The following is a 23,821-nucleotide window of genomic DNA, read 5'->3' on the forward strand; positions in this document are numbered from 1 at the left end:
GCTTTTGGGCAGGAGGTTTTTTTTATGCCTTATTTTTTAATGGATACCGGAACGTTTTAACTCATCAATAATTTTAGATGTAGTAGCCGCGATATTATAAAACAACCGAAGTTGCTGTCGTTTTAAACCGGCTTCGGTGTCTTTAATTTGCTGTTGCAGTGTCAATAATAGTTCCGATAGGTCCGACGAAAATTTATCTTCTTTAATTGTGCTCTCTTTTCCTGCCTCGTTTAGCTTTTTATCAATTTGCTGAAACAACGGCTCAATGTCTTTGTAGCTCTCAATATGGGTTTCGCGATGTGCTCCTAGCGCCGAAAGATGCGACAAAAGCGCATGATTTAAATAGGTAATGGTTAACGCGTTTTCCATTATGCGCTGTTTGCTTTTGGGTTCCTGGCGCATACTGTTCCAGGCTTGTGCCAGTTCGTTATCGGCCAGGTGGGCTTCTCTTCGGGCAATACGGTACTTTAAATCGTCGTTACTGGCTTGCTTATACTCTTTTGCAATGGCCTGAAAATAGTTTCTGTTCTTTTCCATAGCTGTTGAAATAAGCCCCGAAATACGTCGATACTGCCACCCCGGCCACAAAAAGCGAATGGTGAGAAACGACAAGGTTGCACCAAGCAGTGTATCAATCAGGCGCGGAACCATAATGTTTATGCCTCCGTCGTTCGAAATAATATTAAAAGCACTCAACACAAAAGTGGTTACAAATATTACTGCTACCGAATATTTTTTTCGCAGCCAGTAGAAAAAGGCCATGGCTGAACCCATCATGAGCAGTACCTGTGCCGCTGTGGTTGTAAATATCTGTAATAATGCAGCGCCAATAATAATACCTGTTGCAGTTCCGAGTAAACGCTCGAAAAGGCGGCGGCGGGTGTCGCTGTAGGTGATCTGACTAACAAATAAACTGGTTAGCATCACCCACTGACCTTTGTCGAGATCGAGATAGATTTGGAGGACGTATCCCAGCGCAAAGGTTAAACTGAGCCGTAATGCATAACGCATTCGTGGATGACGCAAAGTTAGCTGCTCTTTCAAACGTTGCCACGGTGTTCGTTCATCGCGTCGTAAACGGGGAATTGAAGTTCCTTCCTCCAGGTTATCGAGGTATTTTAACGAAACATGCGAGCGGTGCAAATTATGATGAAGCAGAATCAGGTCCTGGGCATCTTCGACAGGCATTGTTTTTAGTTTATCGTCGATGGCTTTTGAAATCCATTCGAGTGCCGGCGGGTGATTGTAAGGCGTTCCGGTCAGCATATTTTCGGCAACCATGCGCGATGCGTATGCCAGTTGACGAAGCATCTCGCCAAAACCTTCCAAAATCTCGATTTGTTCGTTGCTGTTTCCCAATTTATCGTGGCGCTGGTGCGTTGATGCTGCCCGCTCATGTAGACTCTGCAACAACATAAAACGCTGTAGGTAGCTGTTCAACGCCTCGGTGTTCTTCATTTCGCTGGCATAGTTATTCAATACGTTTTTTATGCGTTCAAGTGCATTTACAACATTCACGTTTAGCAAAGCGAGGTCTTTATTAATGTCTTCCTGGTCTTTTTTGTCACTGGGGAAAAGCTGGGCCTTTTTCTCGAGATAATCAGCTAGTGCCCTGAAACCATTTGCCATTTGCTGGTCGAGTAATCGCCACGGATTCCGGAAGATCAAAATCAAAGTTAGAATGCCGTGAAAAAGTGCTCCGGCAGGTAATAAAATCGCTTGCCAATACCACGCCGGACTGATCTCGATACCGAGCATGGCATAAATACCAACCAGTATGGAGCCGAATGTAATGGCACGATAACGTTCGCCAATTCCACCAATTAAAATGAATATAATAGTGGAGAGTATAAATCCGGCGCCAAGAATCCAGGTGTAGTTATTTAACAGCCCTACCGAAAAACTGGAGATAAAGAAACTCAGGATGGTTATCGACAGCGATTTTACACGTCCTTTCGGGTGGTCATCGGTTTCCGATAAGGCGCCTGCCAGTGCTCCCAGAGCCAGAGTTACCCCAAAAAACGGCAGGCCGGCAATTATAAACGGTACTGCCAAAACACCCATCGAAATAGTTGCGCGCAAAGCAAACAAACGGTAGGGATGTAACAGAAATACATCACGGAAAAATTTTATGTTCGTTCGCAAATGGCCTTTTTCCTGGTTCTTCATACTTATTCTTAGTGTTGTTTTACAAAGCTAATGAATGAGAACAGAAATTAACGACTAAAGTTTCTAGCTCTTAACAATAATATTTTGTAAGGTAGCTTTTATTGTTGGGTATTTGAAATGAAAGCCTGCTTTAAGTAGTTTTTCCGATGAAACTTCCGGTGACTCCGTAAGAAGCGAAGCTGCCTTGCCAAACACCAACTTTAAGGCAAAAGCAGGGACGGTAAAAAACGCTGGGCGATTTAGCTCACTTGCAAAGCTGTGGGTAAATTCTTTATTCGAAATGGTTTCGGGTGCGGTTAAATTGAAAGTGTCACTGGTTTCAAGTGTTTCGGTAGCCCAAACAAAAGCATTTACCACATCTTGTTCGTGAATAAATGGAAAGGCCTGCTTGCCCGATCCGATCTTGCCTCCAAGACCCAGTTTAAAAGGAAGAAGCATGTTTTGTATTGTTTTGGCTTCTTTCCCAAATACAATTCCTAAACGAAAAATAATGGTTTGCACATCGTTGGGTAATGCGGTTAGTTCGTGTTCCCAGTCTTTAACCACTTTCCCAACAAAACCTTCATCAAAGTATGTGCTTTTTTCGGTGTGCGAATAGCCTGATTTATAAATGCCAATTGCAGATGCTGATACTACTTTTTTGGGGCGTTCATTTTCTGGCAATTCAACAATTTCTTTTACAAGATTATGGGTGGTCTCTACACGGCTCTTGTAAATGGTTGCTTTATTTTTCTTTGTCCAGCGTTGTAAAATAGGTGCTCCGGCAAGGTTAATTACAACATCGGTATTGCGCAATTCCTTTTGCAAATTTGTTGATGGACCATAAAGTAAGTCTCGTTTAATACCCGAAACAGAGTGCCCTTTTTTTTGCAATTCGGTTAAAATTAATCCGCCAATATATCCGTTACTCCCCGTGAGTTTAATCTTCATACTTTTCCAATTTATTAGGTTAACAAAAACTTTAGGTTTTTAGTTCTTAAAAATTGTTAAGAGCGCTTGCTAATTGTTACTTTTACCAGATCGAAAAATGGCAAAGGACGGACAACATATTTGGGTTAAGTTCCACCGGTGGCGTTTAAAACACCTCGGCGAACGAGGTTTTTTAACTTTGCTTAGTATTGTTATTGGAGTCCTGGCCGGAATGGCGGCTGTTGTGCTTAAAAATACCGTAAGGTTTACTGAAGATTTGGTACACCGATTGGTCTCTAACGAAGTTCATAACTACATTTATTTTGCCATGCCTGTTGTGGGTATTTTTTTGGCAGTTGTACTGATTAAGTATGTTATTCGCTCGGAGGTAAGGCACGGAATTCCAACTGTTTTGTATAGCATCTCAAAACGTAAAGGCGATATACGACGACATAATTTGTATTCGTCGGTAATAACATCGGCCCTGACTGTTGGTTTTGGTGGTTCTGTTGGGCTCGAGGGACCAACTGTGGCAACCGGAACGGCATGGGGATCGTGGATTGCCAAGGTGTTTCGGCTAAATTATAAGAATACCATTTTAATGTTGGCCTGTGCCTGCGCAGGGGCGATGGCAGCTATTTTTAAAGCGCCCATCGCAGCTATCGTTTTTGCTGTTGAGGTGATTATGATCGACCTGACCGTATTTTCGCTGGTGCCACTTTTGCTGGCATCGTCAACCGCGGTAGTAACATCGTATTTGTTTTTGGGCCAGGATGTACTTTACCCGTTTACCGTGGTCGACGCTTTTAAACTGGCAGATTTACCCTACTATATTGCTTTGGGAATTGTAACCGGTTTTGTGTCGGTTTATTTCTCTAAAATGTACCTATTTATTGCGGGGATTTTTGAGAAATTTAAAAATAGCAGAATCCGGTTGGTAGCTGGAGGTGTAAGTTTGGGGGCATTGATCTTTCTCTTTCCGGCACTTTATGGCGAAGGATACGAATCGATTAACGAATGTTTGGCCGGCGATTTAAACTATCTTTTCGATAATAGTTTATTCTATTCGTTACGAGAAGAAATGTGGGCTGCCATGTTGCTCATCGTGGCTGTTATTTTGCTTAAGATCGTGGCCACATCGCTCACCTTTGGAGCTGGCGGTGTTGGTGGTATTTTTGCGCCAACGCTTTTTATGGGAGTTAACACAGGAATGCTTTTTTCGTTAATTATTAACCGTCTGGGCGTACGAGAACTAAATTCGAATAACTTTGCACTAATCGGAATGGCCGGGTTAATTGCCGGCGTTTTACATGCGCCGCTCACCGGAATATTCCTGATAGCAGATATTTCAGGAGGGTACAAGTTATTTGTGCCCCTCATGGTTACTGCAACGTTTGCATACCTTATTGTCAGGGCATTTACGCCTAATTCGGTGTATCATATTCAGTTGGCAAAACGTAAAGAATTGCTAACTCACGATAAAGATGCGAACGTGTTGCAGCTGATGCAAGTAAAAAATCTAATCGAAACTGACTTTGAAGTATTGTCGCCCGATGCAACTTTGCGCGACCTCACCGAGGCCATTACAAGGGCTCACCGCGATTTGTTCCCGATCGTTTCTGATGACGGAACATTGGTGGGCATGGTAAAAATGGACGATGTGAGAACGATGATCTTCAAACATGAACTATACGATACTGTGAAAATAAACGAGTTGATGTATATGCCTGAATTTTCTATCGACCCGAATGATAGTATGGAAATTGTTACTGCTAAATTTGAATCATCGGGGCGTTATAACCTGGCTGTAATCGAAGATGGCAAATACATCGGATTTATTTCGCGGGCACGTGTTTTTACCCGCTATCGTAAACAGATAATTAATGTTTCTCATGTTTAGAATTTTTCGAATTAACAAGTTGTTGTTGAATAAGTTACTTAATCGACTTGTTGCCTGGCGAATAGCAAAAATTCCGGAAAAGAACTTTTTGTATTTGCTAAGTTTAATTGTAGGACTGTTAAGTGGACTCGCAGCCCTGTTGTTAAAAAACCTAATCCACTTTGTTGCTGAAGAGTTAACCGAGATGATTGCAGTTGAAGGGTTTAATTACCTCTATTTACTGTATCCATTTATCGGGATAATGCTAACGGTATTGTTTGTTCGGTACGTAATTCGCGATGACATCGGGCACGGAGTTTCAAAAATTCTATATTCAATATCGAAGAAAAGCAGTAAGCTACGGCCATCAAAAACTTATTCATCGATGATTGCCAGTTCGCTAACCATTGGTTTTGGTGGATCGGTAGGATCGGAGGCACCGATTGTTTTAACAGGTGCTTCAATTGGCTCGAACCTTGCCCGAGTTTTTAAGTTACGGTATAAATACATCACGCTGATGGTGGGCTGCGGTGCTGCCGGTGCAATTGCCGGTATTTTTAATGCGCCAATGGCGGGTATTGTTTTTACACTTGAAGTTTTGATGCTCGACCTGACGATGGCCTTCTTGATCCCACTACTTATTTCGGCAGTTTCGGCCACCGTAATTTCGTACTTTTTTATGGGCGAAGGAGTAATGCTTCATTTCGACCAGATTGCACCATTTCATATTAATATGATATGGATTTACATGCTCGTGGGAATTTTTACCGGATTGTTAGGAATATATTTTACCCGCGGAACCATGTTTCTCGAAAAGCGTTTTGCAGGTATAAACAATTGGTTTGTGCGTGTGGTTATTGGCGCAGTTACACTTGGTATTTTAATATTCATTTTTCCTCCGCTTTGGGGCGAGGGGTACACCAGTATTAACTCGGTTTTTAATAACCAGGGCGCTGATTTGTTGAATAATTCCATGTTCTTTCAATGGAAAGATAATCCATACATCGTTTTACTCGTGTTGGCCGGAATTCTCTTTTTTAAAGTCTTTGCCATGTCGGCTACAACAGGTTCGGGCGGTAACGGAGGTATTTTTGCTCCAACACTTTTTACCGGAGCTATTGCCGGTTATTTTCTGGTGTTTATGCTCAATACTTTTTTCGACCTTGGAGTGCCGGAGAATAATTTTGCATTGGCAGGAATGGCCGGAATGATGGCAGCCGTTATGCATGCACCACTTACCGGAATATTCTTAACCGCCGAAATTACCGGAGGTTATGGTTTGTTTATTCCCTTGCTGATAACTTCAACGGTGGCGTATGTTACCATTATGCGTTTTGAGCCACATTCAATTTATACGAAACACCTGGCACAAACCGGCGATTTAATTACACACCACAAAGACAAAGCAATTCTACGGTCGATGGAGGTGAAAAAGCTGATTGAGAACGACTTTGAAATTATTTCTCCCGATGCCAGTTTACGCGATTTGGTAAAAGCAATTTCCAAATCAAACCGGAATTTATTTCCAATTGTTGATAAAGACGGTTACCTGAAAGGGATGGTAAAACTATCGAAGGTGAAGCATCTTATTTTTGAGCATGAACTCTACGATCAGGTGATGGTGAAAGACCTGATGTTTATGCCTGAATTTTATATTTCGTCGAAAGACAATATGGAAACGGTGGCCAAAAAATTTGAGACATCAAACCGTTACAACCTGGCTGTTATCGACGATGGTAAATACCTTGGATTTATTTCGCGCGCGGTGGTATTCTCCAACTACAGAAAAACGCTGGAGTATTTCTCGCACGAATAAAGCTGTTATATTTCGTTTCATTAAAAGTTATAAATATTTAAAAACGTCAGAGCGCTGAGTTTTGGAATGTATTTTGTTACTTTTGAAAAAAATTTAATAAGTCTCAATTTATGATATCCCGACGTTCCTTTATAGCGAAAAGTTCGTTAGTGCTTGCCGGTGCCGGTGTAGCCTCAAAAGCGTTTTCAAATTCAGTTTTCCAATCGACAAGTAAATACCCGGTTGTAATTTCAACATGGAATCATGGTATGCCGGCTAACGAAGCCGCCTGGGAGATTCTGTCGAAAGGAGGTCACTCGCTTGAAGCTGTAGAGGCTGGAGTGCGTGTTCCGGAAGGCGATCCGAATGTTATTACGGTTGGAAAAGGCGGAATTCCGGATGCCAGCGGAAAAGTAACGCTCGATGCCTGTATTATGGACGAAAAAGGGCGCGCAGGAAGTGTAACCTACTTGCAGCACATTGTTCACCCTGTTTCGGTGGCTCGCCTGGTTATGGAGAAAACACCGCATGTAATGCTGAGCGGTAAAGGAGCGTTAGAATTTGCGCTTGATAATGGTTTCGAAAAAGAAAAGCTGCTAACCAAAGCTCGTAAAAAGGAGTGGAAGAAGTGGAAAAAGGAAAACAAAGAATTCAGTAACAAGATCAACATTGAAAATGTTACCGAAGACAACCACGATACTATTGGGATGTTGGCGCTCGACGAAGATGGGCGTATCTCGGGTGCTTGTACCACCAGCGGGATGGGTTATAAAATGCCCGGAAGGGTAGGCGACTCACCGATTATTGGCGCCGGTTTATTTGTTGATGGCGAAGTGGGAGGAGCAACAGCTACCGGATCGGGCGAACTGGTAATGAAAACGCTGGGGTCGTTTTTGGTGGTTGAATTAATGCGCAGCGGTATGTCGCCCGACAGGGCTTGCGAAGAAGCAGTTCGTCGTATCGCGAAAAAAATTCCCGATTATCAAAATCATCAAATTGGTTACATTGCTCTAAATACAAAAGGCGAATACGGATCGTTTTGTATCCAGCCCGGTTTTAACTATGCCGTAAAAACGGCTGACCAAACCGAATTGATAGAGGCAGAAGCCTGGCTAAAGAAATTATAGATTCTTGGTGTTTTCTTAAAAAATAGAAGAGAAGATCTATTCTCAGAAAATAGCTTGAATATTTATAAGCCCATAAAAAAAGGTGTTCGACAAACGAACACCTTTTTTTAAAATATCTTTCGGTAAGCTTACCAACGGTCGCCACCGCCGCCACCGCGACGATCGTAGCCACCACCGCCACCGCCTCTGCGGTCGCCACCGCCGCCACCGCGACGATCGTAGCCACCACCGCCACCGCCTCTGCGGTCGCCGCCGCCACGGTTGTAACCACCACCGCCACCGCGGTTGTAGCCACCACCGCCGCCACCGCGATTAAAATCACGACGTGGACGTTCTTGTGGAGGATTTGCTTCCTTAACTACGATTTGTTTTCCTTCAATTTCCGCATCATTAAGTGCAGCAATCGCTGCATTAGCTTCTTCTTCGTTTGGCATTTCAACAAAACCAAAACATTTCGAGTTTCCCGTTTCTCTGTCAAAAATAACTTTGGCAGACGCTACTTCTCCGTGTGCAGAGAACAGCTCATTTAAGTAGTCACCTGTAATCGATGAGTCTAACTTTGCAACAAATAAATTCATAAAAAATAGAAAAATATAAATGTATAAATGTAAAAACTGGCGGCATTATACCGCTTTATTCTTAAAAAATTATTGTTAAATATAAAGAACGCGTCAGACGTTAAAACGGAAAATCACAAAAAGCAGGTGAAGTACGAATTAAAATCTTATATCAAAGTAACGGACTAATTATTAGATTTTCACAAAAAAATCGTTGTTTTTTAATTAAAATCTCAAAAAATTATTCAAAAAACAAAGCCTCTCCGAAGAAAGGCCTTGGTAAGGTGAGATTTAAATTAATTTCTTCTGATTTTCAGAAGATGTTATTTCATTACTTCTTAAGGCTAAAATAAGAAATTTGTTAGAATTCGTAATGGGGAGCAATAATTTTTTTATTCCGTAATATGTTAATTACCGCGTCAACTATTTGATCGTCTTCCATTGAGGCGTAATTAAAAATAACATCGAAATCATCGTTTTCGGCTTTTCTACCAATTATCTTTTCAATAAACGCGTCTCTCTTTTTATCAGCTAGCGTAATGTATTCTGCAGCCTCATTTCTGGTCATGTCTTTAATTTGCATTATTCGGTGAATTCTCCAGTCGGTTGGTGCTTCAAGCCTGATGTTCAGTTTGTTTGGAATGTCTTTCAGAATTGCTCCCGACGATCGGCCAACAATAATGGTGCGTCCGTGATAAGCCAATCGGCAAATTATTCCTTTTAAGGCTGCAATTAATTTAACGTCCGAAATGTCGTAGATCGTTTCATCGATAAAAGCTCTCCCAACTTCCTTCAAAAACAATATCGATTCGTCGGCATCTTCAAAATCCCCCGCTTTCAATTCCTCAATCATTTCATCAACAACACCTAAAAACACACCTTTGTCAACATATTTCCACTCCACATCGGTTTTGGTTTCCGACATGTAACTGTAGCCCGTCAGAATCTTCGAAAGCTTAATGGCTAAGCGCTTTGCCGAACAACCGGCTTGTCGCGAAATGGTAAGAAAAGGTCCGGGATAGTCACCTGATTCGAGGTTAATACATTTCGATTCGTTTAGATAACTCTGCAGAAAATTTTTCATATGATTAGGATTGTTTGTTTCCAGTGGTATCATATGTAACTGGCACCATGCATACGCTGTGGGGAGAAATAAATGTAGGTGTCCGTTTCATAACCGGAATGTTAGTGTAGTTTATCAGACCAATTTACGATCAAATTTTGTGGAATAGAAGCTAATGTGTTATACAATACCATGTTTGGCGAATGTTATTCAGCAACTTTTGCGAGCGAAACTTATTTGCGTATTTTTATTGAAGAGAATTTTGTGAGGATTAAATTATACATTTTTAGCATGAAGAATCAGGTTACAGTGGCGTTGGCTTCTTTTGGTATGTCGGGAAAAGTATTTCACGGACCGTTGTTGAAAGTGAACCCGAATTTCAGAGTTAAATTGGTGCTCGAACGTTCTAAAACATTATCGAAAGAGTTGTTCCCGGATGCCACGATTGTAACAAACTACGACGATATTTTAACCGATGACGAGGTGGAACTGGTAATCGTAAACACACCTGATAAATTCCATTATTCCATGGTAAAACTGGCGCTGGAAGCCGGTAAACATGTGGTAGTTGAAAAACCGGCAACATTTCGAAGTTTAGAGTTGGAAGTGCTCATTGAATTGGCAAAATCAAAAAATCTGGTTTATACTGTTTTTCAGAACCGCCGATTGGACGGGGATTTTAGAACAGTGCAAAAAGTGATTGAAGAAGCACGTTTTGGAAGGTTGGTAGAGTTTGAATCGCATTACGACCGATACCGCACTGAAATTACGGCGGATACCTGGAAAGAAGAAGGCGATGAATATTGTGGCGTTTTGTATAACCTCGGATCGCATATGGTTGACCAGGCTTATGTGTTGTTTGGAAAACCGCAGACTGTTACTGCACATTTAAAAACGGTGCGAACCGGAGGAAAAGTTGCTGACTATTACGACATCCGGCTCGATTATGACGGTTTTTCTGCATTGTTGAAATGCTCGTACCTGGTAATGGATCCCGGACCAAGATATACTTTAAACGGAGAGTACGGCACGTTTAAAAAGTGGGGGATCGATGGGCAGGAAGATTTGTTAAAAGCAGGCAATTTGCCCGAAGGTGAAGATTGGGGAAAAGAAGAAGAAGACTGGTGGGGAATGCTGGTTTACACCGAAAACGATGAGCATGTAGAAGAATTGGTAGAGACCATACCCGGTGATTATCGCATTTTTTACAATAACCTGTACGAAGCAATCCGAAACGGCAAAACTTTATTAGTCAGGCCGGAACAGGCACTGGAAGTTTTGAAAATATTGGAGGCTTGTTTGTTGAGTAATAAAGAGCAGCGAACAGTAATCCTTTAAGACGCGGAAGTTAGTTTTGCATGTTCTAGCGCTTTTTCAAACGAATCTTCCATGTCAATGTAATCGATAACTTTTGAGCTGAGTCGTTTTTCCAAGTCATTTTTCAGTTGCGTAGAAACACCCGATAATATCACTTTCACTCCTTGTTTCTGAAGGATTTTAAGCGAACTCTGCAGGTTTTTCATTCCCGTTTCATCTACAAAAGAAACATGGCGCATACGCAGAATTAGTGTGTCGCAACCTTGTCCGGTTTCCTGAATTACCTCGGAATAACGTCGTGCCGAAGCAAAAAACAGCGGACCACTGATTTCGTAAACAGAAACACCCTTCGGTAGCTGCGAATAGTCTTCAATTACATCGGTGTCAACAACATTGTTTATGCGTTTTTCGCTGATGTCTGACATACGTTTCATAAACAGAATTGCGGAGAGTACTACGCCAACTTCGATAGCTACAGTTAAGTCAACCAGCACCGTTAAAATGAAAGTGGTAAGCAGCACAATGATGTCAAATACCGATCCTTTCAGAATGGAAGCAAACGAGCGCCATTCACTCATGTTATAGGCAACGATAATTAAAATCCCAGCCAGGCACGACATCGGAATCAATTTGGCCCATTTTCCCAGAAACAGCATAATCAGCAACAAGGTAATGGCATGTGCAATACCCGCAATTGGTGTGCGTCCGCCATTTTTTACGTTGGTTGCTGTACGTGCAATCGCCCCGGTTGCCGGAATTCCACCAAAAAACGGTGTAACAACATTGGCAATTCCTTGCGCGATCAATTCGGTATTCGAGCGGTGTTTTCCACTTATCATACCATCGGCAACCACTGCCGATAACAGTGATTCAATACCACCGAGCAGAGCAATTGTTAAAGCTGGCTCCAGGTAATTTTGCAGATCGTTCAAACGTATCTGAGGAATCGTAAAATGAATGGTATTGCTGATTTCTCCAAAATAGGTTTCAATGGTTGCAATGGGGATTTTAAAAAGCTGCACAACCAGTGTAACAAGGATAATGGCAATAAACGATCCCGGTATTTTTTTTACAAATTTTCCGCTGATCAGCGTTATGGCAATCGTTGCCAGCGTTACGAGTAAGGCTGCAATATTTACGCTGCCGAGGTTGCTAATATAAACGTGCCATTTTTCGATAAATCCCGATGGAAGATCGGTAATGGTTAATCCCAGCGCGTCTTTAATTTGAGTTGAAAAAATGACCAGTGCAATACCGCTTGTAAATCCAACGATAAGCGGGTGGGGGATAAATTTTAGCAATGTCCCTAATTTTAAGACACCAAATAGAATTAGAATGACACCGGCCAAAACGGTAGAAATAATGAGTCCGTTTACGCCGTATTGTTGTATAATTCCGTAAACAATTACAATAAAAGCTCCGGTTGGACCGCCAATCTGCACGCGGCTACCACCCAAAAACGAAATTAGAAAACCGGCAACTACAGCGGTGATCAAACCTTTTTCAGGAGAAACGCCCGACGCAACTGCAAAAGCGATGGCCAGTGGGAGGGCAACTATACCAACAACAACTCCGGCGAGTATATCCGACGTAACTTGTTTTTTACTGATGCCGTTTTTTAAAATCGTAAATAGTTTGGGCTTAAATATTGTATTCATGATACTGACGAAATTTCGCGCAAAATTACATGGATTACTGCCTCATTGTTCTGAACTTAAGTTAGAAAATTAAGAAGTTTTGCTAATTGCAGTAAATCAGTGAGTTACAGTGTGTGGTTTTCTTAACATTGACTCCCTGCTCTCAAATTGTATAAATTTAACTGCAGCAAATTTTACTAAAGCCTCTTCAATTCAGTCTCCATTCGGGAGATGTAATTGTCTACCTGATCTTTTGTCTCGAAACCAACAATCATCATATCTACACAACCTAATCCCAAAACAAATCGCAGTGAGTTATCTATTTTTTCGCTGTCGTTTCGTAATTGGCCGTTGCCCACCAGTTTCATTCCTATAACTCCTTTTCCTGACTGGTGCAATTGCTGAATAACCTCCACCACTTCCTGCGGATCGGGCTTATCCATTGCAATTCCGTACGGATTGATGCGTGCATGCAAAACATCAACCCAGGGGCTTTCAACGGCAGCTTTCATGGCATCATACGAATGCACCGAAACTCCATGAGCCTTTATAATTCCTTTGGCTTTCAGGTTCGAAAGAATTTCCATTTGCGGCTTTAAAGTTTCTGTCCAGTCCTCGTCAACCATACAATGTATTTGCACCAAATCGATGTAATCGGTATTCAATTCTTTTCGGAACCGATCCACCACAACGTCAGCATCAGGGCGTTCTTTCTCCGGAATTCCGCCCGGGCGTGTCCATATTTTTGTGGTGAGTGTTAGTTCTTCTCGGCTCATTTTTGTCATTGCTTCGGCGAAAAGTCCGTGCGTGCCGTAGGTATCGGCCAAATCAAAATACCGGATGCCTTTGTTGTAAGCATGATGCAATAAATCGAGGCTGATGTTTTTGTCCTGCTTGGTAAGGAAACTGCTACGGTTAGTGGCGTGTACACCGGTTCCCATTCCCAGGAGTGTGGTTTTTATCCCTGAATTTCCCAATTCTACCAACTGAAAAGGATCGTGACTTCGGGCAGGAATATTGCCCGCATAAATTGGATTCGAGAATAAAACATGAGCCGTTCCAGCGCTAAGGGCTCCGATAAATTTCCGTCGATTCATTTGAAAGTTGGCCATAAGGATATTTTTAAGTCGTTTAAATTTAGAACAGGGTGCTGCCGAATTTGTTGAATGCAAACGGTTTATCCGCCTCAATTATAGTTTTGGGCGGTAATGACGTTTTAGCCAGCTTGCCAAACCATCAAGCCCGGGGAAAAGTACCCGCTCGGTAATATTGGCCTGATCGAGTTTGTCGCGCACTTCCCACTTTAATTCAGCGGGAATAATAATACGTCGGTACAGTTCAGGGTGCTTATCCAGCCACTCGTCTAAAACCGATGTGGCGCTTGTCATTACCGAAAACAACGCAAACTGGTTTACAATCCGGTCGTCGATCGATGGCGGTTCAAAAAACAAAGCATGACCGCTTCCGATAGTCTCATCCAGTTTCTGAATTGTTGGGAAAATTGACTCCAGCATTTCCACTGTAAAAGCGTTACATTTTTCAAGAGTAAGCAATTCTTTTAGTGGCTCAGGAATAAGTCGGTTCACTTGAACAAAATCTACTTTCCAGATTACGCCATCCAAATCATATTTTTCGGTGTTCGATGTGGCAAAATGCATGGCTATGTAGGGCGAGTAAGTCCAGTCGAGCAACCGTGTTGCTAAACCATGATGCTGTGCGAGTACCAGTGCCCGAAGTGGTGTGTTAGCCAGCAAGAAATCGTCGATGCGGGCATATTTACGGAAATTACGCAACATGTGATATTCCAGTTCAGGACGTTCTCCACAGTTGCGAACAAAGCTGTTCTCCAGTTTGTAGTGGCAGTCGGAGAGGCCACGAAAAGCAAAGTCGGACCGGAACCGGCCAAGATCGGGTTTCCACGATTGATGGTAAACTTCTTGCGTTAATTCCTCCCAACTGTTAACCCGAATATCGTTTGATGTGATCGCGCAATTCATATTGAAATAGTTCAGAATTTAGTGTTACCTAAAGTACGAAAAACAAAACAGGAAACCATTAAATGATTCCCTGTTTAAATCTTTGCTGTTTATTTCTATGAGGAGGGTGTTATTCCATACTTTCCTTAGGCGGTGTTTTTTCTTTTTCTTGTGTGTCTTTTGGTGCTTCTGCTTCAAAAGTTGCACATTTTTCGGGCTCAGCAGCTTTTACTTTGTGGGTAATAATTTTCTCCACCGGATTCGATTTTTTTACCAGGTCGATTTTGTTGCTGATCTTCAATCCGAGAATGTAAAAGATTGAGGAAATGAGGATAAGAGCTTTCATGGTGTTTTCTGTTTTAATTCGAACACCAAATTATGTAAACGTCAGTAAATACCGAAATTATATCTGTGAATGATCTGATTTACTCTGCCAACGACATAATAAGCTCTGCGAAAAGACTTGCCCGATCGATTTCCAAGTTGTGCCGAACCGCATTCGGCACGCCGTATTTATGCCGGTTTTAAAGTTTTAGTTGTGCCAGGTAATCGTGATGTGTTCCTTTTTCGAGCAAAGTGCAGTTATAACCGATTTCGTTGGCAATAAGCTGCAGCGTGTTAAAATCGATAAAAAGCCAGTCGAACTGTGCCTCTTCTTTGCGGAAACTCACTTTGTATTGCATTTCGCCGTAGTAGTTGTTATTGGCGATATCAACCCATTGCGATCCGTCTTCTTCTTCAAAAAGGTATTTAATATCTGATGAGTCAATTAAAATCTGGCCACCTTCCAGCAGAAGACTTTTCAGGTGAGTCAGCAATTTTTTCAAACCAGCGATAGTTCCGCCAATTCCCGATCCGTTCATGAGCAGCAGAATGGTGTTGAATTGTTTTTCGTTGTACTCAAAAATATCGGCATGAACTACTTTTACAATCCCCTGCTGGCGCATCACTTCAACCGACACTTCCGACTTTTCAAGCGCCGTAACACTGTAACCTTTTTTCTGCAGAATAAGTGAATGACAGCCTGCAGCAGCACCAATATCTAAAATGCGGCCTTTGCAATTTTTCAGCGCAACTTTTTCAATTTTGGGGAGTTCCTTTTCGTTGCGGAAAAAATACGACGGGGCAATAGTTTCGCCTTCGGTGTAATTCGAATCTACCTGAATCTGAGGCGCTTTTCCTCGTTCATAATATTCTTTAATGGCCAGGCCAATCGGATCGTTCATCTGTAAATTTTAACTATTGATTTTGTGTGCGTTGTGCATTTATCTTGTACAAAAATATACGACTTTCATTTAAGTTAAGCTATACCTCTCTACAAAAAATTTTGAATAAAGTTTAATGCTCCTGCCGAAATGCAACGAAAAGAGTTAAACGGTTAAATATTAATGGTTCCTACCAGGTAAGTAACTGCTTTGCCGCCAATCTCAACGCGGTCGCCTAATTGTTTGCAATGCAGTACTCCGCCTCTTTTCGATATCTGTTTCGCCAACATATTTTTCTTATTCAGTTGCTCCGACCAATACGGAATTAACATGGTGTGTGCCGATCCGGTTACAGGGTCTTCGTTAATACCCACCGATGGTGCAAAAAAGCGCGATACAAAATCGTATTTCTCCGATTTCGCCGTGCAAATTATTCCTCGCGATGTAGCCTCTAACATTTTTGTGAAATCGGGCTCCAGGTTGTAAATGTCGTTTTCAGTTTTAAAAACCAGCATCAAATCTTCGCGCCCTTTAAAACATTCCTGCGGATGAATTCCAAACGCCGTTTTTAAACCTGTGGGAATATATTTGGCCTCCACCTGCGATGCCGGGAAGTTCAATACCAACAAATCGCCTTCTTTTTTTACACTCAGCTTTCCGCTTCTCGACTGAAAACAAATCCTATCGGCCGTATAATTTAAATGCTGAAACAGTACATGCGAAGTTGCCAAAGTAGCATGTCCGCAAAGATCAACCTCGGCTTCGGGAGTAAACCAGCGAATATGGTAACAGTCGTCTTTTTTTATAAAAAATGCGGTTTCCGAGAGGTTATTTTCCAAAGCCAGTTTTTGCATGATCTCATCAGGAAGCCACTCATCATTCAGTGGAATAACGGCTGCGGGGTTCCCTTCAAAAACTTTCTCGGCGAAGGCATCAACCTGGTATACAGTTAGGTTCATATAGTAACTAATTAAGTTGTAAGGCAAAGGTAATCTATTGGTTACAATAGTTCATATCAATGGCGCCGCGCACTAAAGTTTTAATGTTGCTTAAACATTACATTATGTAACTAATTGCTTATGTTGTTGGAATTTAGAATTTTACCGTAAGTTTTAAGTTGAATTTTCTTGAAGTAAGATAATTCGGAACGGCATACTGGTCGCCATAAATACTCGATACCCAGAAATAAGAGATCGTATTATTAATGTCGAGCAAATTAAATACCTCAAGACTCAGCGATAAATCGGTAATATGCCTGAAAAACGGGCTGTTCGAGCGGTTTGCCCGGCTTATAAATACTTTTGAAAATCCAAGGTCGATACGGCGGTAAGGTGGCATACGAAATACATCCTGGTAACGCTCACCATTTGGCGGTCCGGTTGGCAGGCGGGCTCCGTAAAATCCTGATAGCTGCATTTTATAACTTGGGTTTCCCGGTAAATAATCCTGGAAGAACAAACTAAAGTTCATCCACTGATCGGTAGGTCGGGGAATCATTCCGTGACCGTCGCCTTTTATGTCTTCCTCGGTTTGCAGAAACGATAAACTTGCCCACGATTGTAATCCGCTTACAAACTCACCATTAATTTTAAAATCAACTCCGGTGGCATAACCGCTTGCTTCTTCCTCTGCCAGGTAACGTATGCGAACGTTATCAATTTGGTAAGGAATCAGGCGGTTCATGTGTTTGTAGTATGCTTCGGAAGTAAATCGAAACGGACGATCCCAGGCGGTAAACAGAAGATCTGTTCCTCCAACAACCTGAAACGAACGTTGTGCTTTCGAGTCGTAATTTATATAACCGTCGCTTTGTTTCAGCTCTTTAAAAAACGGCGACTGATGATACCATCCTGCTGATAAGCGAAATGACATTTTTTTCTCCCACTCGGGGAAGTAACTTAATGTGGCGCGCGGACTAATGAGTAGTTCATTGTTAAAATCCCAGTAATTGAAGCGAACTCCTCCGGTGAGATACAGATCGCCATTTTGGGTAGGCATGCCCCAACTGTCCTGAATATATCCGGTTATCCGGTTCGAACTGATTTTGTTTTTGGCATTAAGCGTGTAAAACAAATTTACTTCGTTATCAGAATAGGGAATGGAATAACCGGCAGAATCGCGGTAAATCCACTCGTTCAGTTCGTCGTTTATTTTTTCGTGCTGAAATTTAATTCCCCAGTTTAACAGGTGTTTTTCAGAGTTTAAAGCTCCTTTGTGCGAAAAGCTGTAAACAGTTGCATCGAGGCTGTTTCGGGCATGGTTGATAAAGGTACCAACACCCAAATTCAGTGTGCTGTCGCCAAACTCATCCGAGCCCATATTGCGCTCCAGCTGGTTTAAATAGTACTGCCCCTGAATATCGTAAGTCTCTTTTTCTTTGGCATGGTAAGCCGATGCAATAAACTTCAGGTTCAGGTTGGCATTGGGATGATAGTTGGCGGTTACCGCTCCTAGATAAGTTTCAAAATCATCCTGCTCCTGACCGTCAAAATAGATTCGGGTGTTTAGCGGGTTTTGCCACGTACCAAAAGTTGTTTCGCGGGTTTGCGGAATAAAATTGTATTGGTTTTGCGCTACGTTACCTAAAAACGATAGGTCGAATTTCTCGTTAAACTGGTAGGTAATGTAGGTTTGAAAATCGAGAAAACGCGGATCGTATTCGCCCTCTTCGTCCAAAGTTCCCAGAATGTAACGGTTGGTTTTGTATCGTATTCCTGAAATGTGCGAAAGTTTTCCGTTTAGCGCAACATCCTCGAAATGCGCCGAAGCACCGAGCATACTAACCGATGCCGATCCACTAAAATCGCTCGGTTTACGGTATTTTATATCAAGTACCGACGACATTTTATCACCGTATTTGGCATTAAAACCACCCGCCGAAAAATCGATGGTAGAAACCATGTCGCTGTTAATAAAACTCAACCCTTCCTGTTGTCCCGAGCGAATCAGGAAAGGACGATAAACCTCAACATCGTTTACATAAACCAGGTTCTCGTCGAAGTTACCACCACGAACGGTGTATTGCGAGCTTAATTCGTTATTTGATGATACGCCGGGCAGGGTTTTCAACCCGGCTTCAATTCCTCCCGAAGCACTCGAAATGGAGTTAATAATTTTCGGATCGAGACTTATAATACTTCCGCCGTTGCGTCGCTGTTCTTTTACAATAATTTCTGCCAGTTCGAGGTTAGTCTCCGGCATTGTAATCTGCTTGATGATCGTTTCTTCGCGATTAGCGTAAACCGAATCCTGAAAAGTTTGATATCCCAGCGATGAAAAAATTACCGTGAGCTGTTTGCGCGCCGGAATACGCAGCAGGAATTCACCGTCGGCAGTTGTTGTGGTGCCAAGAGTTGGGTATTCTTTCAAAACCACATTTACCATATCGATCGGAACGCCGTTCTGATCTTTGATAACACCTTTTAAAGTTGCATTGTTACTTTGCCCAAAAGCAATGGTTTGGGTTAGCAGGAATAGAAATAGAATGGTAAAGTTTTTCATTCGTCGGTTATCGCTTGTTTTTATGGAGACTCATGTAACTCGCAAGATAATCATTCATATGTGTTTTGAAATTTACTGAGCTCGTTTCATCATTGGCACAAAACTAGGCAAACACGTTTTATAATCAACATTATATTGATTAATAAATTGTGCGATCGGGATAATTTTATCTACAATTTACTTTGTAATTCCCGACCAGTCGTCTGTTCTGAAAGGATTGGCTGGCAGAAGCTCCAGGTTATATAGGTTCAAATCATCAGGATTATCCGACCATCCAAAACGCACTGCCACCGGATCGGTAACTGCATACGAATAAACAACCACCGTATTTTTATTGATGATCTCGGCTTTTGCCCAATGAAACTGACGATCGGCACCCGCAATCGAAAAGGCTTTAACATAGCCGTACTTATCTTTTACGGCCAGTCCCGATCCTGTTTCCGAGAAAGTAATGTAGGCTTTCCCATCTTTAAATTCCACCGATTCGAAAGTTGGACCTGTGTAAACAACATCTTTATTGTAAGCTACCTTGAACGCATTTAACGCCAGTCGTTTTCCAACGTCCTGTTTGTTGCGCGGATGTATATCATCAGCTTCGCCAATATCAATAGCCGAAGCCATTCCTGTATTTGGTAGCTCCAATGTTTTGGTTTGTGCTTCGCGTAACTCTGCCCATTCACTGTCTGTAGGTTTTTGTACCGGTTTCATATAATTGGCCAGTTGAACAAAAAGGAAAGGGAAATCGCCCTGGTTCCATTGTGCCCGCCAATCGTTTATCAAATTCGGAAATACACGTTGATATTGTTTGGCACGGCTGGCATTTGATTCGCCCTGGTACCAGATAACTCCTTTTATCCCGAATGGTACAATCGGATTGATCATGCCATTGAATAAGAGGGTAGGATACGAGTTGGGACCAAGGTCGATATCCTGCATCACTGCTTTTGAAATTTTGAATTTCCAATCGCCCGATATATCAATTTTTTCCTGACCAATTGCTACATACTGATCTTCTGGATCGCCCCAAATACCGCCACCGCCACCGGTGTCGTTAACGCGGACTACGATCATGTTTTTCCCGGGATTCAAATATTTTTTGTCGATGGTGTAAACTCTTTCTTTATCGTATTGATTCTCTGTTTTTCCTATTTCAATACCATTCAGAAAAGTAATATCAGAATCGTCGATTTTACCTAAATGTAAATTGAGGTTGGTTTGAGTCTGGTCTTCCGTAAGGTCAAGTTCTTTCCGATACCATCCAATTCCGTCGATGTCGATATAGCCCTGATCTTCCCACAAACCGGGAGCGATAATTTTGCTCCAGTCGGTGTCGTTTAATTCCGGATCCGACCAAACAGGTTTTCCATCTTGCATGCCTTCATCTTCGGTAGGAATTTCACCACCGAGTATTTTCTTTATTTGAGCTTCCTTATTTTTTCGGTACTCTTCAACATTCATTTGCTGCAATTCGATCATGGGCTCCCTGAAATCCGGATCGTTTTGTATGGTTTGTGGACTGGTCCATGTTTCGGCAACGGTTCCGCCCCAAGAAGAGTGAATCAAACCAATGGGAACATTCAAATCTTCTTTTAAAGCTTTACCAAAAAAATACCCGACAGCCGAAAAGTTATGCGCTGTTTGCGGTGTACATTCCATCCATTCGCCACTTTCCATATCATCTTCAGGGAATTGTGCCACACGGCGAGGTACGGTAAATAAACGAATGTTGGGATAATTAGCAGCAGCCACTTCTTCGTCGGCATTTTTTACCTGTGCCAGTGGCCATTCCATATTCGATTGGCCCGAACAAACCCAGACCTCTCCAACCATTACATTGCTGAACGAAATAGTGTTTTTACCTTTTATAGTTAAGGTGTAAGGACCACCGTACTTTTGTGCCGGTAGTGCTACTTTCCATTTGCCATCTTCGTTGGTCATTGTTTCAGATGAGACTCCATTAAACAATACAGAGATTTCCTCTCCCGGCGTTGCCCAGCCCCAAACAGGAATTTCAATTCCTTGTTGCAAAACCATGTTCGAGCTAAATATTTTGGGGAGTTTTACTTCTGCTTTTGCACTAATAACAACAGCAAAAAGTAAGATGTATAACAGGCATATTTTAGTCTTCATATTGATTAATTTACGTTTTCTCAAAGCTAATGAATTGAATGAAAACTTCAGCCATTTCACTAGGGTATAAACATGAACTCAAAAATAGAACGGTAGGTGAGAATTAAAGTTTTCCCGATTTTCTGAAATATTCAGAAATGGCTTCCACATAAATTTCGTAGGCCTCAATTCCTTTGGGAGTAATGCTTAATGTGGTAAGCGGATAGTTTTTGCGAAACGACTTTTTTACCTTGATGTAACCACCTTCCTTAAGTTTTGTGATCTGGAAACTGAGGTTGCCTTTCGTAGTTTCGATATTTTCGAGCAAATACGAAAACTCGGCCGACTTAACATTAAGCAGAATGGTCATTATTGCCAGCCGCACCTGCGAATGAAGAAGTGGATCGAGGCTTTTAAACATGGGCCGCTTTTTTACTTTTCAGATACATGAGAACGCCCGGAATTACAAAACAGACAAAGTTGGCTATCGCCCGAATCAGATACTGGTCAGCCAGCTCAACGCGGGCACACAAAACTGCGGCGATCCACATTACACCACCACTAATGGAAAGTAACTTGTAGCGGTAAATTCCGCCGGTAACAAAAAGGGCAAAACCAATTAAAACCATTTGAAGCGGATGGAGCAGCGAAAAATCAACTTCTTGCAGCAGGCTTTTGGTAACGATCACGTTCAGGTTGTGCGCAATAATTATTCCCAGCCAAACATATCGGGTGGAAATAGCTGTATATGTATGGAGTTTTGGCTTACGAAGGAAGATGTAATAGATGGTAAATCCGATCAATAATATAGCTGCCAAAATATTCAGGATATCTATAATGTTACGTTCCCAGTAAACTACAAGATGAGTGGATTTATAATAATTCAGTAAGAATCCAAAGGTAAATGATGCCCCCCATATGATGAGTAAAATCCCATCTTCATATAACGACCGTTTCGATGAAGCAATGGCTGTTTTAAGTGTTTTCAACATTTCGTTGTCACTCATTTCCTGGTTCGAAGTACTTGAGTTCATATTGGTTGTTTTGTTTATAAAATTAAACAAGTTTGTAATACAAACCAAATAAATTGATAAAAATGAGGATTTTAAGAGAGCTTGTTAATCTGTGTTTTTTAATCTGCTTTGCTAATGCGTGTGACAAATTCTTTGGTTCCGGCCTTTACCCGAATTATGTAAATCCCTCTTTTTAAGTGAGCCAGCGAAAGATGGTGTTCATTTCCTTCGAATAATTCCAGGTGTTCCAGCCTTCCTTGAATGTCGAAAATTTTGACTGAATTTTCCGGTGCATTATTTTCTGTGCCCGGAAGTACGATTGTACACTGATCAACAACAGGATTGGGATAAGCAACTAACTCGTCTTTGCCGGTTTTTGCATATGGCTTATCATCAATCACGATGTAATTATACGGATCGCGCCAGTCTCTGATGTTGTTGGTATCGTTGTCGGGTAGGGGGCTACTGCTGCCCATTGGATTTAGCCGCGATATGCCGCAATTTACAGTATCGCAACTGTTGTCGAGCCCGTCAGTATCAAAATCCAGGTTCGAAAAATTTATTGCCGGTATTTTGTCGTTGTTAATGTCGAAAGCCTCAATGTAGTCAGGTATTCCATCGTTGTCCGAATCATTATCCTGAAAATCAGGAATCCCGTCCATATCGGTATCAACCTGCTCGTAATAATCGCCACCTTCTGCCGGGTCGAAAGCTGCATCCCAGCCATCGCCATTCTCGTCAATCAATTGTAACGATTTGCAAAAGCCTTCGGTTTGCCATTCAGTAAAATCGGTAATACCGTCGTTGTCCGAGTCAATATCAAGACAATCCGGAATTCCGTCGCCATCGGTGTCAACAGTTTCGTCGCCTTCATGAACATCCAAAATACCGTCGTTATCATCGTCGATGTCGATGCTGTTTACAACCTGGTCGCAATCGGCATCATCTTCAACATAAATTACCAGATAGGCATTCGAATAAGAGTCGGGATTGCTTATGGAACTCAACCGGTACTGAAGCACAATTTCTCCCTGATAACCGGGATCTGTGGTAAACACAAAATTCCCTTGCGGACCGCATGAAAAATGTCCGGTTTTTGGTCCGTCGATTCGGCTTAACCAAGCATCGCCGGGATCGTAGTTGTCGTTCAACAGCAGGTTGCCCGAAACCAAATTATTACTACATCCTGAGGCCAGCAAAAAGGTGTCGTTTGCTGCTTCAGGAACAACCGTTGTTCGCTGAAATGAGTGGGAGACGAAGGGATAACAAGAATCATTATTGTTCGCAGGATTCGATGCGAATACCCACGAGAAAATGCTATGTGTCAATACACATAACAAACCCAAACCTATTTTTTTCATCTTGTCTTTTTGTCTGGGCGCAAATATATTTTAGATGTAATAAATAAAACCTTAGAATGGCTATAAATAGGCTGTAGTTATTAACATCGAATGTTTGAAATCGGTATCTGCTCTGAGTCTTAAATTTTTCAGGTTTCGCCTTAAAATAAAATAGAAACCACCGAATAGTTTTATCTTTGAAGGAAAATTAATTTAACCGATTA

The 23,821-nt window shown here is 41.9% G+C and carries 19 protein-coding genes; 4 read left to right on the plus strand and 15 right to left on the minus strand.

Going from position 1 to position 23,821, the window contains the following annotated elements; genetic code table 11:
- Window positions 1-36: 36 nt before the first annotated feature.
- Together QZ576_RS06540 and QZ576_RS06545 are read right to left on the minus strand one after the other, a co-directional pair.
- Window positions 37-2,169: an FUSC family membrane protein gene (locus tag QZ576_RS06540; RefSeq protein WP_297095299.1), complete on the minus strand. Its 2,133-nt coding sequence runs from the start codon at window positions 2,167-2,169 to the stop codon at window positions 37-39.
- Between the two features lie 63 nt (window positions 2,170-2,232).
- Window positions 2,233-3,099, minus strand: a complete 867-nt coding sequence (locus QZ576_RS06545; RefSeq protein ID WP_297095300.1) for a TIGR01777 family oxidoreductase — start codon at window positions 3,097-3,099, stop codon at window positions 2,233-2,235.
- A 97-nt stretch (window positions 3,100-3,196) separates the two neighbouring features.
- Here QZ576_RS06545 and QZ576_RS06550 point away from each other — a divergent pair, with 97 nt between their 5' ends.
- From QZ576_RS06550 to QZ576_RS06560, 3 genes are all read left to right on the plus strand, one after another.
- Entirely contained in the window at window positions 3,197-4,978 is a 1,782-nt protein-coding gene (locus QZ576_RS06550) for a chloride channel protein (RefSeq protein ID WP_297095302.1), read from the plus strand.
- A 25-nt stretch (window positions 4,979-5,003) separates the two neighbouring features.
- Window positions 5,004-6,773, plus strand: coding sequence for a chloride channel protein (locus QZ576_RS06555; RefSeq protein ID WP_297095304.1), 1,770 nt, complete (start codon window positions 5,004-5,006; stop codon window positions 6,771-6,773).
- Between the two features lie 110 nt (window positions 6,774-6,883).
- Window positions 6,884-7,879, plus strand: coding sequence for a N(4)-(beta-N-acetylglucosaminyl)-L-asparaginase (locus QZ576_RS06560; protein ID WP_297095305.1), 996 nt, complete (start codon window positions 6,884-6,886; stop codon window positions 7,877-7,879).
- A gap of 128 nt (window positions 7,880-8,007) precedes the next feature.
- Here the strand turns inward: QZ576_RS06560 and QZ576_RS06565 are convergent, their stop codons facing one another.
- Both QZ576_RS06565 and QZ576_RS06570 read right to left on the minus strand, forming a co-directional pair.
- Window positions 8,008-8,457 carry a hypothetical protein gene (locus QZ576_RS06565; RefSeq protein ID WP_297095306.1) on the minus strand — a complete coding sequence of 150 codons (450 nt, stop codon included), beginning with the start codon at window positions 8,455-8,457 and terminating at the stop codon, window positions 8,008-8,010.
- A gap of 340 nt (window positions 8,458-8,797) precedes the next feature.
- Window positions 8,798-9,520 carry an AAA family ATPase gene (locus QZ576_RS06570; RefSeq protein ID WP_297095307.1) on the minus strand — a complete coding sequence of 241 codons (723 nt, stop codon included), beginning with the start codon at window positions 9,518-9,520 and terminating at the stop codon, window positions 8,798-8,800.
- 270 nt (window positions 9,521-9,790) lie between these two features.
- Here QZ576_RS06570 and QZ576_RS06575 point away from each other — a divergent pair, with 270 nt between their 5' ends.
- Window positions 9,791-10,837 carry a Gfo/Idh/MocA family oxidoreductase gene (locus QZ576_RS06575; protein WP_297095309.1) on the plus strand — a complete coding sequence of 349 codons (1,047 nt, stop codon included), beginning with the start codon at window positions 9,791-9,793 and terminating at the stop codon, window positions 10,835-10,837.
- Here QZ576_RS06575 and QZ576_RS06580 read toward each other — a convergent pair.
- The 11 genes from QZ576_RS06580 to QZ576_RS06630 form a co-directional block, all read right to left on the minus strand.
- Window positions 10,834-12,474: a SulP family inorganic anion transporter gene (locus tag QZ576_RS06580; RefSeq protein ID WP_297095310.1), complete on the minus strand. Its 1,641-nt coding sequence runs from the start codon at window positions 12,472-12,474 to the stop codon at window positions 10,834-10,836. The two genes, QZ576_RS06575 and QZ576_RS06580, sit on opposite strands and share 4 nt — an antisense overlap.
- Before the next feature lie 176 nt (window positions 12,475-12,650).
- Entirely contained in the window at window positions 12,651-13,565 is a 915-nt protein-coding gene (locus QZ576_RS06585; protein ID WP_297095312.1) for an aldo/keto reductase, read from the minus strand.
- A gap of 78 nt (window positions 13,566-13,643) precedes the next feature.
- Complete coding sequence (locus tag QZ576_RS06590; protein WP_297095314.1) at window positions 13,644-14,450, minus strand: FRG domain-containing protein; 807 nt, start codon at window positions 14,448-14,450, stop codon at window positions 13,644-13,646.
- A gap of 109 nt (window positions 14,451-14,559) precedes the next feature.
- Window positions 14,560-14,775, minus strand: a complete 216-nt coding sequence (locus QZ576_RS06595; RefSeq protein WP_297095316.1) for a hypothetical protein — start codon at window positions 14,773-14,775, stop codon at window positions 14,560-14,562.
- A gap of 178 nt (window positions 14,776-14,953) precedes the next feature.
- Entirely contained in the window at window positions 14,954-15,655 is a 702-nt protein-coding gene (locus tag QZ576_RS06600; protein ID WP_297095318.1) for a bifunctional 2-polyprenyl-6-hydroxyphenol methylase/3-demethylubiquinol 3-O-methyltransferase UbiG, read from the minus strand.
- 152 nt (window positions 15,656-15,807) lie between these two features.
- On the minus strand, window positions 15,808-16,593 hold the full coding sequence (locus QZ576_RS06605) for a PhzF family phenazine biosynthesis protein (RefSeq protein ID WP_297095320.1): 786 nt from the start codon (window positions 16,591-16,593) through the stop codon (window positions 15,808-15,810).
- Between the two features lie 133 nt (window positions 16,594-16,726).
- Window positions 16,727-19,135, minus strand: a complete 2,409-nt coding sequence (locus tag QZ576_RS06610; RefSeq protein ID WP_297095321.1) for a TonB-dependent receptor — start codon at window positions 19,133-19,135, stop codon at window positions 16,727-16,729.
- 177 nt (window positions 19,136-19,312) lie between these two features.
- A complete protein-coding gene (locus QZ576_RS06615; protein ID WP_297095323.1) occupies window positions 19,313-21,265 on the minus strand; it encodes a sialate O-acetylesterase in 1,953 nt (650 codons plus the stop codon).
- Window positions 21,266-21,368: 103 nt separating this feature from the next.
- On the minus strand, window positions 21,369-21,665 hold the full coding sequence (locus QZ576_RS06620; RefSeq protein ID WP_297095325.1) for a transcriptional regulator: 297 nt from the start codon (window positions 21,663-21,665) through the stop codon (window positions 21,369-21,371).
- Window positions 21,658-22,278: a hypothetical protein gene (locus QZ576_RS06625; RefSeq protein ID WP_297095326.1), complete on the minus strand. Its 621-nt coding sequence runs from the start codon at window positions 22,276-22,278 to the stop codon at window positions 21,658-21,660. The genes QZ576_RS06620 and QZ576_RS06625 overlap by 8 nt, the downstream gene beginning before the upstream one ends.
- 98 nt (window positions 22,279-22,376) lie before the next feature.
- Window positions 22,377-23,618, minus strand: coding sequence for a T9SS type A sorting domain-containing protein (locus QZ576_RS06630; RefSeq protein ID WP_297095328.1), 1,242 nt, complete (start codon window positions 23,616-23,618; stop codon window positions 22,377-22,379).
- Window positions 23,619-23,821: the final 203 nt, after the last annotated feature.

The sequence above is a fragment of the uncultured Draconibacterium sp. genome, from assembly GCF_913060805.1.
GTDB lineage: Bacteria > Bacteroidota > Bacteroidia > Bacteroidales > Prolixibacteraceae > Draconibacterium.

What these genes read in the sequence shown, in the direction of transcription:
- QZ576_RS06560 (WP_297095305.1), top strand. Translation starts at nt 6,884, where the DNA reads ATGATATCCCGACGTTCCTTTATAGCGAAAAGTTCGTTAGTGCTTGCC.
- QZ576_RS06600 (WP_297095318.1), bottom strand. Translation starts at nt 15,655, where the DNA reads ATGAACGATCCGATTGGCCTGGCCATTAAAGAATATTATGAACGAGGA.
- QZ576_RS06545 (WP_297095300.1), bottom strand. Translation starts at nt 3,099, where the DNA reads ATGAAGATTAAACTCACGGGGAGTAACGGATATATTGGCGGATTAATT.
- QZ576_RS06580 (WP_297095310.1), bottom strand. Translation starts at nt 12,474, where the DNA reads ATGAATACAATATTTAAGCCCAAACTATTTACGATTTTAAAAAACGGC.
- QZ576_RS06620 (WP_297095325.1), bottom strand. Translation starts at nt 21,665, where the DNA reads ATGTTTAAAAGCCTCGATCCACTTCTTCATTCGCAGGTGCGGCTGGCA.
- QZ576_RS06615 (WP_297095323.1), bottom strand. Translation starts at nt 21,265, where the DNA reads ATGAAGACTAAAATATGCCTGTTATACATCTTACTTTTTGCTGTTGTT.
- QZ576_RS06595 (WP_297095316.1), bottom strand. Translation starts at nt 14,775, where the DNA reads ATGAAAGCTCTTATCCTCATTTCCTCAATCTTTTACATTCTCGGATTG.
- QZ576_RS06625 (WP_297095326.1), bottom strand. Translation starts at nt 22,278, where the DNA reads ATGAACTCAAGTACTTCGAACCAGGAAATGAGTGACAACGAAATGTTG.
- QZ576_RS06585 (WP_297095312.1), bottom strand. Translation starts at nt 13,565, where the DNA reads ATGGCCAACTTTCAAATGAATCGACGGAAATTTATCGGAGCCCTTAGC.
- QZ576_RS06565 (WP_297095306.1), bottom strand. Translation starts at nt 8,457, where the DNA reads ATGAATTTATTTGTTGCAAAGTTAGACTCATCGATTACAGGTGACTAC.
- QZ576_RS06590 (WP_297095314.1), bottom strand. Translation starts at nt 14,450, where the DNA reads ATGAATTGCGCGATCACATCAAACGATATTCGGGTTAACAGTTGGGAG.
- QZ576_RS06575 (WP_297095309.1), top strand. Translation starts at nt 9,791, where the DNA reads ATGAAGAATCAGGTTACAGTGGCGTTGGCTTCTTTTGGTATGTCGGGA.
- QZ576_RS06610 (WP_297095321.1), bottom strand. Translation starts at nt 19,135, where the DNA reads ATGAAAAACTTTACCATTCTATTTCTATTCCTGCTAACCCAAACCATT.
- QZ576_RS06550 (WP_297095302.1), top strand. Translation starts at nt 3,197, where the DNA reads ATGGCAAAGGACGGACAACATATTTGGGTTAAGTTCCACCGGTGGCGT.
- QZ576_RS06605 (WP_297095320.1), bottom strand. Translation starts at nt 16,593, where the DNA reads ATGAACCTAACTGTATACCAGGTTGATGCCTTCGCCGAGAAAGTTTTT.
- QZ576_RS06630 (WP_297095328.1), bottom strand. Translation starts at nt 23,618, where the DNA reads ATGAAAAAAATAGGTTTGGGTTTGTTATGTGTATTGACACATAGCATT.
- QZ576_RS06570 (WP_297095307.1), bottom strand. Translation starts at nt 9,520, where the DNA reads ATGAAAAATTTTCTGCAGAGTTATCTAAACGAATCGAAATGTATTAAC.
- QZ576_RS06540 (WP_297095299.1), bottom strand. Translation starts at nt 2,169, where the DNA reads ATGAAGAACCAGGAAAAAGGCCATTTGCGAACGAACATAAAATTTTTC.